Source organism: Vagococcus sp. WN80Y (assembly GCF_059621045.1).
In genome coordinates, this window is record NZ_JCAQHY010000157.1 from 1 (window position 1) to 15,077 (window position 15,077).

Below are 15,077 nucleotides of genomic sequence, written 5' to 3' on the forward strand. Positions count from 1 at the left end.
TCGAACAATCGGCAATTTCGATTGCTCGAGTTTAGAGAAATTGCCGAGCCTTCACTTGGATATCCATTATTTCTAAGTGCTAAAGCACTAAGAATAATGGCAACTCTTAATGCTTTAGCATTTAAAAGTTGTTGAGATCGAAGAGCCTTAACTCTCTTCGATGTCCCTCATTTCTAAGGGCTAAGGCCCCAAGAATGATGGCTTGCAAGTTTACTTGCTTAGTGTTTAGGATAACGAAACAACGTGTAGTGTCCCTTATCTCTAAGCAGTAAACTGCTAAGAATAATGGCAACTTCTAAATGCTTTAGCCCTTAGAATGATGGCTTGCAACTTTAGTTGCTTAGAAGTTTAGGACAACGAAGCGTAGCGTAGTAAAACGTAGTGAGCAGACTTTTCGAGCGCGTTTGTCACATAACATACGGGAAAAGAAAGAGGGCGAGATTTTGTCTCACCCTTTTCTATTTTTAGCAAACACATTCATTTATTATGTAACTTTATCAACAGCTCATCCCTCAGACCGATATACCTGCCATCCATTCTCTGATAAAGTAGATTTATATGAATGAAGGAGCTGAAAAATGAATGGCACACTTTGAAAAAGATTTTATTATGAGACAAGTCAATGATATGGCAACTGCTTTAGGTCAGTTTATGGATAAAGAGGCGGTAGATGACATGTTGGCCATTGATGAGGAAGCCACTGACACTTACTCCAACGCTACTCATAAGGACCTACTTGATTTAAAAATTGCGACAGAGATTGACGCCTTCAAAAAAGAAAAACGATCTAACACTCAACTCGACGACACCTTTGATAAATCTGAATAAATTCCTAACTAGTTAAACCTTTCACTAGCTTTCCTATTTTCTATACTTTATAATAGGGACATTATATGGAGGAGTGATTTCATGAATCAAACTAGTTCAACTATCAAAGCCATCCAATTATTAGGTGTTGTGTGGCTTGTCCTAGCAACTTTCACGCTTTTATTTAATGACCCGATACAGCTTATCAGCTCAATTGCCCTGGTTGTTGTATCACTCATTATAGTGTGCCTAATGATTATAACTTACAAACAAAAAAGCTCAAAATCGTAACTACGAAGTCTTGCTATTTGTACTAAATGAGTCATTGCCTAGAGGAGCTTCTAATTTTTTTTATCTTTCTAAAGAGGCAACAAAAAAAGAGGGTGGGACAAAAAATCTCACCCTTCTACTATTTCACGCATGTTGTTTGATAAACGCGCTCCAAAAGTCTGCTCTCTCGGCAATTTCTTAAAACCCGAACAATCGAATTTTTCGATTGTTCGGGTTTTTCGAGATTGCTCGGAGCAAAACGACTTTATGTCCCAGCTTCTTCTTCTCTCCCATAATCAGTTCTAATTCAATTCCACATTGTGGTGAACCTGCTGAACATCGTCTAAGTCTTCTAAAGCATCAATTAATTTTTCAAAATTAGCTAAATCTTCACCTTCAAGAGTGACCTCATTTTGAGCCATCATCTCTAATTCCGCCACAGTAAACTCTGTAATGCCATTTTCGTTTAAAACCTTGCGGACATTATTAAAATCCTCAGGCTCAGCATAAATAATGACTTGACCAGCCTCTTCCAATACATCACGAACCTCGATGTCAGCCTCCATCAATAATTCAAAAATTTCATCACTATTTTCACCTTCAAAACCAAAAACAGCCGTATTGTCAAACATATAAGCAACTGCGCCACTAACACCCATATTACCGCCATTTTTACCATAGGCAGAACGCACATCAGAAGCCGTCCGGTTAACATTATTCGTTAAGGCATCAACAATAATCATCGATCCATTTGGCCCAAAGCCTTCATAACGTAGCTCAGAATAAGTCTCATCGCCAGTTCCTTTAGCCTTTTCAATGGCACGATCAATGACATGCTTCGGCACATTGTATGTTTTAGCACGGTCAATAACAAATTGCAATTTTTGATTTAAATGAGGATCTGGTTCGCCCTGCTTGGCAGCCACATAAATTTCAATGCCAAACTTTGCATAAATACGGCTAGTTTTGCCCTCTTTAGCAGCTTTTTTCTCTTTGATATTTTCCCATTTACGACCCATGTTCTTCATCTCTTTCCTGATTCTATAGTTATCCTTTACCATTATACTGATTTATCAGCAATTTGTTAAGTATTTTTTCCCTTTTGTTTTGACTTCGCTCAATCCGTCCTTATTAATCGCAAAAAAGAGCTAACTCTAACGTACTAGAATTAACCCTTTTCCTTAGGCTGGATTTAGTGTACTGCCTCTCAAATGTAGTTTTGTGGCAATCGTCAATTTTTTCGCGATTCGGCGATTACTTTGAAGCTTATCAATCAACAACTCAACGCCAGATTCCCCCATAATTTCCGTATAAACTTTGACAGAACTTAACGTTGGATACACATATTTAGCCACACTACTATCATTAAAACCGATCAATCCAACCTCTTCTGGCACCTTAATTTGCGCCTCTTGAAGCGCCCTCAAAGCTCCAACTGCAATGGGATCATTCCCCGCAAAAAAAGCAGTCGGTAAATTTTTACCATAGGTCTCAATTGCCTTTTTCATCTGATTATAACCCGATTCCACATCGAAGCTTTCTAAAAATATATAGTTTTCATCGTATAGCCCATGAGACATGAGATAATTTTCAAAAGCGATCGTCCGCTTATCCTTACGAGGACTATGATCCTCATCCGTCTTCCCACGGTCTACGCCACCAATGTAACCAATTTTTTTATGCTGGGTTGTCAAAAAGAAATCTAGCACCGAGTCCACAGCCTGAACAAAATCAACTACCACTGAATCATATTTATTTGAAATTAATTCCATGTTTAAGAAAACCACATTATCAGTAAAATCCGTTAAGCTTCTACTTTCGCTCGGTGAACACTCACCTATCGAAACAATCCCAACAATATCGTCCTCAGGCTCAAACTCGACATTTTTAAAAAAGCGGACGACTTCATAGCCTTCTTCAAGTATTTTCTTTTCTGCCCCCATTCGCAACGACAGGTAGTAAACATCATCCAGCTCATCTTTTTCTGTTATCCACTGAACAACAGCTAATTTCTCTTTTTTGGCAGGTTTGACACGTTTATGCTTGGTATACTCTAACTGTTCTGCGGCTTCAAATACTTTCTTTTTAGTTTCATCTCCCACAGAAAGAGTCTTATCGTAGTTCAGGACTCTCGATACAGTGGTTTTAGAGACACCCGCTAAGTCCGCGATATCTTTGATAGTTGCCATTCGTCATCCTCCTCCATTTTTGACATTACAATCAGTCATGCTTACCAAAAACTATTCCAGCTCTTATACAAACGAATTAATGCTTCGAAATAGAAATAATCTCCCCATAAGGTGCATTCATCCACGCCATAATTCCCAGGCTTAGTATAGACTCCTTGAGTCAAAATTCCATTTGATTCGGGCATCTCCCTAGTCGTATACGACCGACTTAAAGAGGTTAAGATACTGATACTCGTCTCCTCATAATAGACTTTCCGCTGATCAGAAAGCGGTAATTGCTTACTCAGCTCCAATAACCCACAAGCGGCAATCGCCGCAGCAGAAGTATCTCGCTCCTCACTTGAACCATCTGTAAACACCAAATCCCAATAACAAACCTTATCGGCTGGTAAATGATCAATAAAATAATCAGCCAAGTGACAAGCAGACTCTAACAAACTTGTTTCTCCCATATGATTGAAACTAATCGGAAAACCATAAATTCCCCAAGCCTGACCACGGGCCCAACAAGAATCGTCTCCATAGCCCTGAGCCGTTTTGCCAAAACGTGGCTGCCCTGTATCAATATCCAAATAATACGTATGAAAAGTAGAATAATCCTCACGAATTAAATAACGCTGAGCGCGCCTAACATGATTGATTGCTGATTCACGGTAGCTAGGATCACCCGTTTCATTAGAAGCAAAATACAGTAGCGGTAAATTCATGTTACAATCAATAATCATACGACCTTGCTGTTCCTTGTCTGCTAAATCGCCCCAAGCCTGCAAGATTTTTGCCGTCTTATTATAACGTCGCATCAACACATCCGCCGCTTGTAACGCCATTTCACGAGAAGCCAAGTGGCCATTTTCTCGGTAATCAGCCACCGCAGATAACGAATATAAAAACCCAATATCATGGTGGTTTAAGACAATTTCTTGATCCAATCGCTCTTGAAAAACCCTCAATTGCTTCTCAATTACTGCCCCAATCTTCTTTTGAGGTCGATACTCTTGTGCTAAATGCAGCATTCCAATCCAAAAGGCATCAGTCCAATCCTCGTTGGCTACAGCTGGATAAACATACTGCTCAGACACCGCCGCTGGCACCTTTGTTTCAAATAACGCCAAATTATCAACGATCTGTTGATACACAAACTCAAGCTCCTGAACGAGCCATTCCTTTTCTACTTGTCCCATCTAGACTTTCTCCTTGTAAACATGAGCCTTGGCCTATATCAAAGCCCCTCTCTCATGTGCGTTTAGTAACCAACCTAATATATAAGAATTAACAAAACTGAAAGTAACCCCAATCAAAACAGATAGCCAGCCATAGGTTAAAAGTCCAACACCTAACACAGCAAAATTAATGTATCTAATCGCTTTAGCGACCTCCACTTTTGGGTTGCGTTTATGTAAAATTAACGCCACTACATCCATCCCCACCGTCGATGCATCCGAAGAAATACAGCAATAATACCCAACTGCAATAAAACAGCTAGCCAACAAAAAATCAACGGGTAAATTAATCGTCGCATCAAAAGGCAGTGAATAAAAAAAACTAAAAATTCCCATATAACAGAAACTACTAATGAACGATCTAACAAAATTGCCTTTACCTAAAAAAACAAAACACAACAGCAATAACAAAAGAGTGACGCCATTTGACAAATAAAGCAAAGGCAACTCTGTTAACTTTTCTAAAATCATCGCAATACTCGTGACACCACCATTAATAATATTATTAGGCTTCATCCATTTGGCGTAGGCAAAGCCCATAAAAAGATTGCCAACAATAATTTTTACTAGTGGGATCATTTTTTCTTTAGTCATACTCACACTTCACTCTATTTATTTTTAATACAACCTTACCTGTCTTAAGGTTTTGTCTATCATCGTACCTTCTACCACACTAATTCTACCATAAATTAAGTTTCCTTCAAGAAGATACGCACGTCGCCCTTGAAGCGGTTCCCGATGTTGAATCAAGACATACGTTGAATCTCCTGAAGGAAAATCAATTCGATAAGCCGACACGTCACTCGAACTCAATAAGGTTGTTTCATCCAACCAAACAGGAACCGCCTGGCACTCTACTTCACCGTGCCTACTAAGCAGATAGGTCTGGGTATGATTCCCTGTAACAGGATACTGATAAATCGCTTTTTGACTGCTAACTCGCTGATTATATTGAAGAGATATCTGACACTCTTCAAGCTCAAATACACCATCTTCACTTAATGACTGAATCGTAAAAGTACCTAAGTTATCCTGATAAACTACTTTTTGATGACTTGTTTTTCTTACATTAGGTCCGCAAAAATGAAACGAACTCGCTATTTGATGCTCCTTTTGACAACTTATTTCATCTGAAATAAACCAAAACCCCTCACTTAAATATACAACTTTACGATTAACAAGCACTGGATCAGCTAAATCAAAGTACCCCAGATGTCCCCCTTCAGTGAATTGCGCTTCCTCCTTAGAGATACGTCTTTGATTAATCGGCGTTGCTACTTTCGTCGTCTCCCAAGCCCCGTAATGCTGATTAAAGTTTTGACCATCAACAATAATCGTATTATGAGCCTGTCCGCCTTTATAAGCTAAACGTTGATGACTGCACTCATACGAGTAGCGGCCCGAATCCACTAAAACAGTCCGCCCCTGAGTATACAGCTCTATATGAAGCTGATCATCATGACCATGTCCACCCCCAAGAGGCCCGCATTTGAACATTAGATAATCACTATTATCTGGACTACGCAATAAATAAAGCCCGGAATTATCGTAAGACGTCGATGGCAACGCCGTTTGCCGTTCCCCCTCAGTAAAAGGCAGTACTTCCAGCCCCATGAATAATTTTTCAAACAACGAACAAGTTCTTGGTACCATTCCCACAATCAACAAAGGTTGCTTAAGGATTTTTTCGGCAACACTTAGGAGCGGAATTAAGTTTTCGACATCACTATCTCCATAGTTGCTCTGAGTTCCGTCTGGCTTAATCAACAAAGCTGATGCTTGAGCCATTCTATTTGCTTCTTTCTTGATAGACGGCGAGAGTTCGATGCCATTTCGATCCGCTAGTAGGATAATTTTTAACAAGCAAATAAGTACCTCATGATGATACATAAATGACTGCTCCCGTTGAAGCCCATCTGGCTCAATTTGTAATTTTAGAGCAGGCTCTAAATAAGCCAAGGCTTTCTGCAAGTAGTCCTCACTATGAGCTAACTCTTTAAATGCTAAGGCGCCTACTACGATCCCACAGATTTCTATAATTGACCAATTACTTTGACCACGCGCCTCATTTAACTCCCTCGTAAAAAAAGCCAGATGCTCCTCGATACTTAACAACAAATCCTGAAAAAGTTGACTTGATAGACTCTGCGTGACAGACATAATCTCCAAGAGCTTCACCCAATTGATCACTCTTAAGCCAGCATCAATTGTACGCCAACTCGATTGTCTCGTCTCTGGTATTAATGGATTTTCCAATAGCCACTTAGATAAAAACCCTTCTATATAAGCTAAATAACGAGGCTCAGACGTCACCTGATAAGCCAATGCGACCTCCACTAAAAAAGCCTGCCTATTTAGCATATACATCCATTCACGATCGCCATGAGGATTGTGATCCCATTTAATATCGGCTAATTCAAACTGTTCTGGAACAGTAGTCCGCTCCATATCCCATTCATTTTGAAAGACATAACTACCAGAAACAAATCCCTCAACTCGTTCTAATAATTGTGACCATTCCTCAGGATTATCAGTTACGAGCGTTCGTTCTAATTCCACCAAGCTCTCTGTCAAAAAACCAACATAAGACCAATTTGTCTGATAAAAGCTCTGTAATAAACCCGCTGAATTGCCATCAGCCGACTCCGTAAGAAATTTAAGCAACTCACTGTCCTTAAAATGAGAAGCAATCATCACGTATCTTCCCCCTCTATATAGATGGGCTGATCAGAAAAATGAAGCTCCTCAATCTGGCGACCTTCTGTGTCAAACACAATCAATTCGTTTCGCCCAGTTTTCTGCACAGAGCTTGGAATAAATAAATACACCGCAGGCCCTTCTTCCCAATATCGCCCTAAATTAAAGCCATTAATCACAACAATTCCTTTGCCTAACCCTCGACAATCCAAAAAGGTGTCTACAGGCGTCTCAATCTCGCATTCAAACTGATAGAAGGCTGGTGTCTGTGGAAGCCATTCTTTAGAGAAATCCAGTTCAGTAAGATTATCTAGCGGTAAAGGAAAATGCTCCCAATTAGCTAGATAGTGGATATCCTCCATGACACCACCACGAATCCCTTTACGCTGTTTAGGCGAAACTAACGTTGGCCCATAATTATTTCGGCCCATATTTTCAACTAATACATCTAGTTGATTGATTTCTTCAGTCAACTCAACTTGAATCGGCTCGCCTATCGAGTGTAAATACTGGGTCGCCTGATGCTGCAGATTCATAAAAAACTGAACCCGATCGCCAGCGTCAACCACACGCAAATCATCAATCACACGCTTTTCTTTTAGCACAGTGTGGTAAAGCGTATAGCCATATTCTTGATCTAGCTGTTCCATAGGCAATGTATAATCATTACTCTGTGGACGTGCTAAATCCTCTAAAACGGAAAACAACGAGACCTTATTTACTAATCGAGTAGACTCAAGGGCACTTAATGACGGATACTTCGGCTCGAAAATCGTCACATCTGGACAGCTCTCTTTAATCACGGCTTGAATAGCAAAAAATTTCTCTGTCGGTGCGCCCCACTCAGTCAATGGAGCGTCATAATCATAAGAGGTAATCTGAGCGACACTTTGATTCCCTTGATCAGAGCACCCATTATAAAAACCAAAGTTAGTCCCACCTTGAAACATGTAAAAATTAATACTTCCCCACCTTAAAATATCTCGAACCTCCGCTGCTGTTTCAAATGGCGCTCTTTTAATAATCGGTTCTTGCCAATTATTAAACCAGCCGTCCCAAAATTCCATGCACATATAGGGTTCTTTGACTCCGTAGGTCTCCTGATGACTTTTCAATGCTTCAAAATTTTCAGTAGCTTTCGAACCAAAATTAGCAGTCGCAAAAATCCCATCCTCAACTAAAGTTCCTGCATCAAGGACCTGTTTCCAACCGCCATCTGAGGTAAATAAAGGGACATCAATCCCATTATCTCTCATCAACTGAGCAAGAATACGCAAATAATCTTTGTCTTCCCCAAAAGAACCATATTCGTTCTCCAATTGAATCATTAACACTCGACCTCCACGAGTGAACTGGAAAGGAACCAGCCTTGGAATCAGCTCTTGATAATAACTAGCAACAGCATCGATAAATCCTGAATACTGACTACGGACTCTCATACTCGAGTCTTTCAATAACCAAGCCGGCAAGCCACCAAACTCCCACTCAGCACAAATATAAGGCGATGGCCTAACAATCACATATAAATCAAGCTCCTGCGCTAACTCAATAAATGCTTCAATATCAGCCAGATCTGAAAAATTAAACTGCCCTTCCTTTGGTTCATGAAGATTCCACGGCACATAGGTCTCAACTGTATTGCATCCCATCGCTTTTAAATTGTATAACGTATGAGCCCACTTATCAGGCATAATCCTAAAGTAATGTACCGCCCCTGAGATTAATTTAGTCGGAACACCGTCTATATAAAATGCTTCTCTAATCTGAAAGTCCATCCCTAATTAAATCCTTTCTAAACTATTATTTCCAACCCATCGTATGCTGTAACAAAGCCTTCTTTACTTGCCCACTCAGCCATCTCGTCATAAAGCATGCCACCATTATGAGAGAAATGACTGATAATAAAAGTCGTCCGCTCATCTGCTAACCCCATAGCTAACATTTTTTCTTTCACCTTCAAATTATCATAAAAACTCATATGATTACGCTCGACTTTAACCTTTTGATGCGTACAATCCAAGCTGACGCAATCAAAATAGGGTTTTGTTTCTGCCCAGTAATCCCAGTTTTCTTGTAAGAAATACCCAGTATCATGTGCATACAAAAGCTGCTTCTGGTTCTGGCTGATCTGATAAAATAAACACGTTTCATTTTTATCATGGTCGGCCAAAAGTGGCGTCACAGTATAATCACCGACTTTAAGAACCTCAAAAGGTCGGACCTCAACAAAGGACAAGCGTTTTCCATCACTAAAGCCCTCGAGCTCTTGAGCACGTTTATAAAACCTTGCCACACGTTCATTCCCATAAACAGTCAAGCGCTTGTCAAGGTTATTTGCATAACCAGACATACGCATCATTAAATCCTCAGGATAAAAGTGATCGGCATGTCCATGTGTAATCAGCAATTCTTCTATACTACCTAAATCAAAGCTCTCCTGTAAGGTATGAAGATAGGTATCACCCGGAAAGTCAATCAATAGAGTGTCATCAATCAAGGACTGAGTTCGCGTTCTAATATCACGGCCTCCTCTCTTACGAGCTTCCCGACAAACCTCACATTTACAAAAAAGTGCAGGTACTCCTTCTGCAGCTGCCGTACCAAAATATTTAAGTTTCATTTGACTTCCTCCTGCTATTTAATTGCTGAATCCAGTCCATTAGATTTGAACTTCGTCTGCAGCCACATATAAACGACAACGACTGGTACAACTGACGTCGCTAATAAGGCCATTAAAGCCCCATAGTTTAATGGATCGTAGTTATTTTGGGTCATGTTCTGTATCACTAATGGCACCGTAAATTTTTCTGAATCAGATAGAATCACAAGAGGCATTAAATAGGAATTCCAATAGCCCATAAAGGTCAGTAACGCCGTCGTTATGATACTTGGAACCAATACAGGAACGGCAATCTTCCAAAAAATTAGCCACTCAGATGCCCCGTCAATTCGTGCCGCTTCCATCAGTTCAGTTGGAAATTGCTGAGCATACTGTCTCATCATAAATACCGATGTTGTCGAAGCCAAGCTAGGAACAATTACCCCCGTAAAGGTATTTGTTAAGCCTAATTTACTTAAAATATAAAAAGTCGGAATCAACATAGCAAAGCCTGGAACCATTCGTGAAATCATCACTAAGTTAAAAATTAATCGTTGCCCCTTAAATTTATACTTAGCCATCACATAACCGGCTAAAGTAGTAATGAAAGTTGATATAACTGTCCCAATCACCGTAATAATTGCAGAGTTAGCAATCACTCGCAAGTAATTATATTTTTCTTGAACCTCTTTAATATTTTTTAGAAAATGTGGCCCAAATTTGAAGTTTAGTTTTGTACCTAAAATAACATCATTAGATTGTGTCGAAGAAACAATCATGTAAACATACGGTAGCGCAAAAATAAACAAGCCAATAATCAAAACCACGTAGACCATCGTTGGCCCAAACAATTTCTTACGATTCATTATCTTTGCCCCCCACAATAAACTGAATGATAGATAAAATAGCCGCCACAATCACCATTGTCCATGAAATCGCCGATGCCTTACCAAAATCAACCATTTCAAAACTAGTTTTATACAAATTGACACCAACTGTCACAGCTGACGATTCTGGGCCAAAGCCATTTTTAAACAAAATATTAGGTACTTCAAACGCACCTAACCCATTAATAGTGGATAAAATCATGCCCATTAAAATAACTGGCTTAAGCATTGGAACAGTTATCCGAAAGAATTGTTGCGCCTTATTAGCACCATCAATTTCAGCACTTTCATAAATTTCACCCGAAATATTTTGTAGACCTGCCAAAAATAACACAGTATAATACCCAATATTTAACCAAATAGAAATAATAATAATTGCAATCCGCGCCCAAAAAGGATCACTCAACCAAGGAATCGGCTGAAGACCAATTGTCGTTAAAACTGTATTAAACAACCCTGTTGGATTATAAAACGTCAAAAAAACAGATGAGACAGCCACAATTGAGGTTACTGCTGGTAAATAATACACGGTTCTAAAAAAGCCACGCCCCTTTACATGAGGCATATTAAGTAAAACCGCGAAAACTAAAGCTAATAAAATCGTAATCGGTATTGAACCAATCATAAAAATGAAGACATTCGTATACGATTTGAAAAATAGCGGATCTTTAAAAATACTCTTAAAGTTATCTAATCCAATAAAATCAATTGATGTTGAAATTCGCGAAAAACTAAAACCTAATGACATAATTGTCGGCAATAAAATGGTCAGTGCAAACAACAGAAGGAAAGGTAACATCATCAAATAGGCCGTTTTAGAATAGGTTGAAACACTTTTCTTTTTCTTCATTTTCTAGTTGCTCTCTTTCTGGAGAAAATGCTGACGCAAGCCCTCAGGATTTTTTTCATTCCTGAAGGGCCACGTCTTTCTTCCTTACTTATTAACTGTTACACCATACTTAGACGCAAATTCATCAGCTTGTTTTTGCAAAGCATCCTTTATAGAGGTCTTATTTTTCTTAATATCATAGCTCGCTGCTTCGATATAATTGTCCAAATCGGCTGAATATGGAAACGCGTATCCTTCAATACTGTTTTGGCTAATCTCATTTAACGTTTGAAGAATCTTTTGATTGCCATAGTAAGCAAATTCTTTTTGTGCTACGTCACTTTCATAGGCTTTTGTATTCGCTGGTAAACCACTTAACTCCATGTAAGCATCTAATGCAGCAGAATCGGTTAAAGCAAACGTAATGAACTGTAGTGCTGCTAAAGCATTATCAGAGTTTTTAGGGACATAATAGCTAGAGCCACCACTCATTGGAGCAAGTGCTTCTTTATCAGCTTCTACCGCTGGCATCGCACTAATCCGCCATTTGCCTTCATCATCAGGGTAATCACCTGCTTGATAAGAAGCTAACCAGCCACCAGCAAAAATAGCGCCTGACTCTTGTCCAATCGCAGTATAATCTTTCGAATTGCCATAGGCCACTAAGTCAGCATCCATTAATTTTTCAATAATTTCATAAGAGTTAATCACTGCTGGATCTAATAAATTCAAATTCCCCTCTTGATCAAAGAGCGATACGCCTTGTTGTTCAGTCATATATTTAACTAAATCCAACTCGCCAGTATCTCGCATAAACAAAAGCTTCTTGCCTGTTTTTTCTTTCAGCTTTTTCCCTGCCTCTATCAACTGATCCCACGTTTTTACCTCTGCCATCTTCACACCAGCTTCTTCAAAAGCTTCCTCATTATAGTACATGGCAGCATTTCCCCAGTCATTTGGAAAACCAAAGGTCTTTTTACTTGGCGCAATATTTGCCAGCATATTCATTTTAGCTGGATAAAAATCGCTTCCAAATTCGTCTACAAACCCAAATTCTTCTGATGAATAAAATAAGTCTTCAAATTTTTCAAAAACTGATCCAGCATTGCTGTCCTGTAAGAAAATTAAATCAGGCATTTTTTCATTTGCTACTAGTTTCGGCGTAACTTTTTGAACCATTGGAATTGCTGGCGCTACATCTACTGGTTTTAATTTAATGTCAGTGTCATATGTCTTATTGTAAAGCTCAGCTGATTTAACTAAATAATCGGTATTTTTTCCTGCTGGTAAATAAATCTCTAGGGTAGCTTCCTTAACCCGTTCTTCTTTAGCCAACTCTTTTTCAGTCATTTTAGAGAGGTCTTTTTTTCCATTTGCACCATCTTTTTTATCCCCACTCCCACATGCAACTAACGACAAGCTCAGACCTACCACTAATAAACTACCTAATACATTTTTAAGCTTCATCACTATTCCTCCTAATAATTTAAAATAATCACTCTAAATGTAAGTGTTTGCATCTCACTGCACACACAATATATCATGATTATTTTTATAAGTCAATAAACTTTTAGTGTTTATTTTAAAATAAACACTAAAAGTTTACTAAACAATAAAATGACTTATTAGGTTATAAACATTTGTAAGTTCACTCCACATACACCACTTAACTTTTCCTTCTCACCAAAAAAAGCCTAGTGAAAAAAACTCACTAGGCTTTCGGCTTCATTGTAAAAAGACTCATTAAAGAATTACCTGAGCCTATCATTACGTTTATCTAATTATTTTCTCACCGTGTCACATGATGCGTGACACTACTTAATTTTTTGTTTACTTGTTAATTACTCAGATTGGAAGGTATCTACTCCACACAAGCCCAAGTTCAAGGCGCTATTACTCGGTTATACGAATTAAATTCCTACATCTCACTCACATAGCTCAATTATACAGCCACTTTTTTGTCACATGCCGCGTGACACTACTCCATTTTTTTAATTAATTTATACCCAGTTAACTCACAACACGATTTCAATTTGAGCCTCTCAAATTTATAGAAAAATTGACCACTAGCGTTATCCTTCAAAAATAGAAACCCAAAATCATGCGTGATAGTATCATGCATAAAATAACAAAAAATTAATCTAAATTCACTATTACCACTGACTTCAGATTAACTTTTAATCACAAATCATCTATTGCATAATTTCATCACGCATCGGTAAAAATTAGAAAGTCGATCTGTTATTTAATAACACTTTAGCCAACTATTTTAAGCAATTTACTCATTATATCACGCTCAACATCTAATTGAAAGCGTTTTTCTTAATTATCTCAAATAGAATGGTTTTCGGTAATAATCCTGAGGAGGGCTCTCGATCAGCAACTGGTGTACTTGTCCGGCTTTAATGTCCAATTTCAGAAGTGATTCATTTTTTTTCGACAAGTTTGTAATCAGTGGCAGAGTCAATGCCTTACGCTTTTCACTTAAAAATTGGCGACCTAGATTATTAAATCCCAGCACTCTAAGATAACTATCTGACCTGACTGATTCAACCTCTTCTTGATTCACTTGAATTAAAATATACGTGCACAGCCGTTGAATACGTGTCCAAGTAAAACGTTTCGTCTTGACCAGAGAAACAAATTCTTTAAAAGAGTTAGCTTTTAATGCCATCTCTTTTAACCGATATTCAATTCCTTCTACCACTTGATACCCTTCTTTCAGTTGCTCAACAGAGCTGACCGCAAGTTGGTATTTGAGTAACGGCCACGCCACTTCCCATGATGCCAACTTTTCCTTTTTTAATAAGTCGTAAGTTTCCTCTGGCATCACGTGTTGAAGCCCGTGATCCTCTCCTAATAAGGTCGCTTTACGAATTGCAGAGCCACTAGCAAATTCTTGAGAATTAATGTCTGTCTGGTGGTGACTCGTCACCTCTCGTTTAATTGGTAGTAACGTCATCGGTCGCTCATAGCTCTGATTTGCTTTAGCATAACTCATACCTAAAATATGATTAGGTGAATTAAAATCCAACTGCCACTCAGGATAAAGCTCACGATAGACCTCTGTCATTTGTTGAGGATAGCTCATTCCATTATTGCGAATCTGCTGAAAAGCTTGGGATATCGCCTCTTGGTGTTCCTCATTAAACTCAGCAAAAGCCTGATAGTTCAAGGTTTCATCAGAATCCGTTCCAAAGCATAGGCTATCAACCCCAAGAGCCTGCAACAGCTTTACTCCTCCCTCAGCAAAATAATCAGCCGACTGAACAGCATAAGCAACCGGTAATTCTATTACCAAATCCGCCCCATAATTCAACGCAACTTCCGCGCGACGCCATTTATCTAAGATAGCTGGTTCTCCTCGCTGTAAAAAATTCCCACTCATTACTGCCACAACCACGTCGGCCTTACTAACCTGACGAGCCTTCGCTAAATGATAAGCATGTCCATTATGAAACGGATTATATTCTGTTATAACGCCACAGCTCTTCATCCAATCTCCCTCCTCTCCAACTAATTAGTCTTGTCCTATCCTGTCAATGAAATTAGTAAAGGGTAGGACATTTGTCCCACCCT

The 15,077-nt window shown here is 38.9% G+C and carries 12 protein-coding genes; 1 reads left to right on the forward strand and 11 read right to left on the reverse strand.

The annotated features are described in order from the left end of the window. Window positions 1–582: 582 nt before the first annotated feature. The gene (locus AC5KOD_RS12855; protein ID WP_496914972.1) at window positions 583–828 is read left to right on the forward strand and encodes a hypothetical protein; all 246 of its coding nucleotides are present in this window, start codon (window positions 583–585) and stop codon (window positions 826–828) included. Window positions 829–1,379: 551 nt separating this feature from the next. Here the strand turns inward: AC5KOD_RS12855 and AC5KOD_RS12860 are convergent. The 11 genes from AC5KOD_RS12860 to AC5KOD_RS12910 all read right to left on the reverse strand — a co-directional run bounded on the left by AC5KOD_RS12860 (window position 1,380) and on the right by AC5KOD_RS12910 (window position 14,994). Then, window positions 1,380–2,096, reverse strand: a complete 717-nt coding sequence (locus AC5KOD_RS12860; protein ID WP_496914973.1) for a YebC/PmpR family DNA-binding transcriptional regulator — start codon at window positions 2,094–2,096, stop codon at window positions 1,380–1,382. A gap of 162 nt (window positions 2,097–2,258) precedes the next feature. Then, on the reverse strand, window positions 2,259–3,266 hold the full coding sequence (locus AC5KOD_RS12865; protein ID WP_496914974.1) for a LacI family DNA-binding transcriptional regulator: 1,008 nt from the start codon (window positions 3,264–3,266) through the stop codon (window positions 2,259–2,261). 41 nt (window positions 3,267–3,307) lie between these two features. Beyond that, complete coding sequence (locus tag AC5KOD_RS12870; protein WP_496914975.1) at window positions 3,308–4,447, reverse strand: glycoside hydrolase family 88 protein; 1,140 nt, start codon at window positions 4,445–4,447, stop codon at window positions 3,308–3,310. 33 nt (window positions 4,448–4,480) lie between these two features. Continuing rightward, a complete protein-coding gene (locus AC5KOD_RS12875) occupies window positions 4,481–5,080 on the reverse strand; it encodes a YitT family protein (protein WP_496914976.1) in 600 nt (199 codons plus the stop codon). A gap of 24 nt (window positions 5,081–5,104) precedes the next feature. Then, complete coding sequence (locus AC5KOD_RS12880) at window positions 5,105–7,180, reverse strand: alginate lyase family protein (RefSeq protein ID WP_496915022.1); 2,076 nt, start codon at window positions 7,178–7,180, stop codon at window positions 5,105–5,107. Further along, window positions 7,180–8,958, reverse strand: coding sequence for a glycoside hydrolase family 35 protein (locus AC5KOD_RS12885; protein WP_496914977.1), 1,779 nt, complete (start codon window positions 8,956–8,958; stop codon window positions 7,180–7,182). Before AC5KOD_RS12885 ends, AC5KOD_RS12880 begins: the two co-directional genes overlap by 1 nt. 17 nt (window positions 8,959–8,975) lie before the next feature. Next, complete coding sequence (locus AC5KOD_RS12890; RefSeq protein ID WP_496914978.1) at window positions 8,976–9,803, reverse strand: MBL fold metallo-hydrolase; 828 nt, start codon at window positions 9,801–9,803, stop codon at window positions 8,976–8,978. 14 nt (window positions 9,804–9,817) lie between these two features. Beyond that, the gene (locus AC5KOD_RS12895) at window positions 9,818–10,648 is read right to left on the reverse strand and encodes a carbohydrate ABC transporter permease (RefSeq protein ID WP_496914979.1); all 831 of its coding nucleotides are present in this window, start codon (window positions 10,646–10,648) and stop codon (window positions 9,818–9,820) included. Continuing rightward, window positions 10,638–11,519, reverse strand: coding sequence for a carbohydrate ABC transporter permease (locus AC5KOD_RS12900; RefSeq protein ID WP_496914980.1), 882 nt, complete (start codon window positions 11,517–11,519; stop codon window positions 10,638–10,640). Before AC5KOD_RS12900 ends, AC5KOD_RS12895 begins: the two co-directional genes overlap by 11 nt. Window positions 11,520–11,603: 84 nt before the next feature. Further along, complete coding sequence (locus AC5KOD_RS12905; RefSeq protein WP_496914981.1) at window positions 11,604–12,965, reverse strand: ABC transporter substrate-binding protein; 1,362 nt, start codon at window positions 12,963–12,965, stop codon at window positions 11,604–11,606. Window positions 12,966–13,824: 859 nt separating this feature from the next. Beyond that, window positions 13,825–14,994 (reverse strand): nucleotidyltransferase, encoded by a 1,170-nt coding sequence (locus tag AC5KOD_RS12910; RefSeq protein ID WP_496914982.1) that lies wholly within the window; start codon window positions 14,992–14,994, stop codon window positions 13,825–13,827. Window positions 14,995–15,077 lie beyond the last annotated feature (83 nt).

Coding starts and splice junctions, on each gene's coding strand:
- AC5KOD_RS12855 (WP_496914972.1), top strand. CDS start 583: ATGGCACACTTTGAAAAAGATTTTATTATGAGACAAGTCAATGATATG.
- AC5KOD_RS12860 (WP_496914973.1), bottom strand. CDS start 2,096: ATGGGTCGTAAATGGGAAAATATCAAAGAGAAAAAAGCTGCTAAAGAG.
- AC5KOD_RS12865 (WP_496914974.1), bottom strand. CDS start 3,266: ATGGCAACTATCAAAGATATCGCGGACTTAGCGGGTGTCTCTAAAACC.
- AC5KOD_RS12870 (WP_496914975.1), bottom strand. CDS start 4,447: ATGGGACAAGTAGAAAAGGAATGGCTCGTTCAGGAGCTTGAGTTTGTG.
- AC5KOD_RS12875 (WP_496914976.1), bottom strand. CDS start 5,080: ATGACTAAAGAAAAAATGATCCCACTAGTAAAAATTATTGTTGGCAAT.
- AC5KOD_RS12880 (WP_496915022.1), bottom strand. CDS start 7,180: ATGATTGCTTCTCATTTTAAGGACAGTGAGTTGCTTAAATTTCTTACG.
- AC5KOD_RS12885 (WP_496914977.1), bottom strand. CDS start 8,958: ATGGACTTTCAGATTAGAGAAGCATTTTATATAGACGGTGTTCCGACT.
- AC5KOD_RS12890 (WP_496914978.1), bottom strand. CDS start 9,803: ATGAAACTTAAATATTTTGGTACGGCAGCTGCAGAAGGAGTACCTGCA.
- AC5KOD_RS12895 (WP_496914979.1), bottom strand. CDS start 10,648: ATGAATCGTAAGAAATTGTTTGGGCCAACGATGGTCTACGTGGTTTTG.
- AC5KOD_RS12900 (WP_496914980.1), bottom strand. CDS start 11,519: ATGAAGAAAAAGAAAAGTGTTTCAACCTATTCTAAAACGGCCTATTTG.
- AC5KOD_RS12905 (WP_496914981.1), bottom strand. CDS start 12,965: ATGAAGCTTAAAAATGTATTAGGTAGTTTATTAGTGGTAGGTCTGAGC.
- AC5KOD_RS12910 (WP_496914982.1), bottom strand. CDS start 14,994: ATGAAGAGCTGTGGCGTTATAACAGAATATAATCCGTTTCATAATGGA.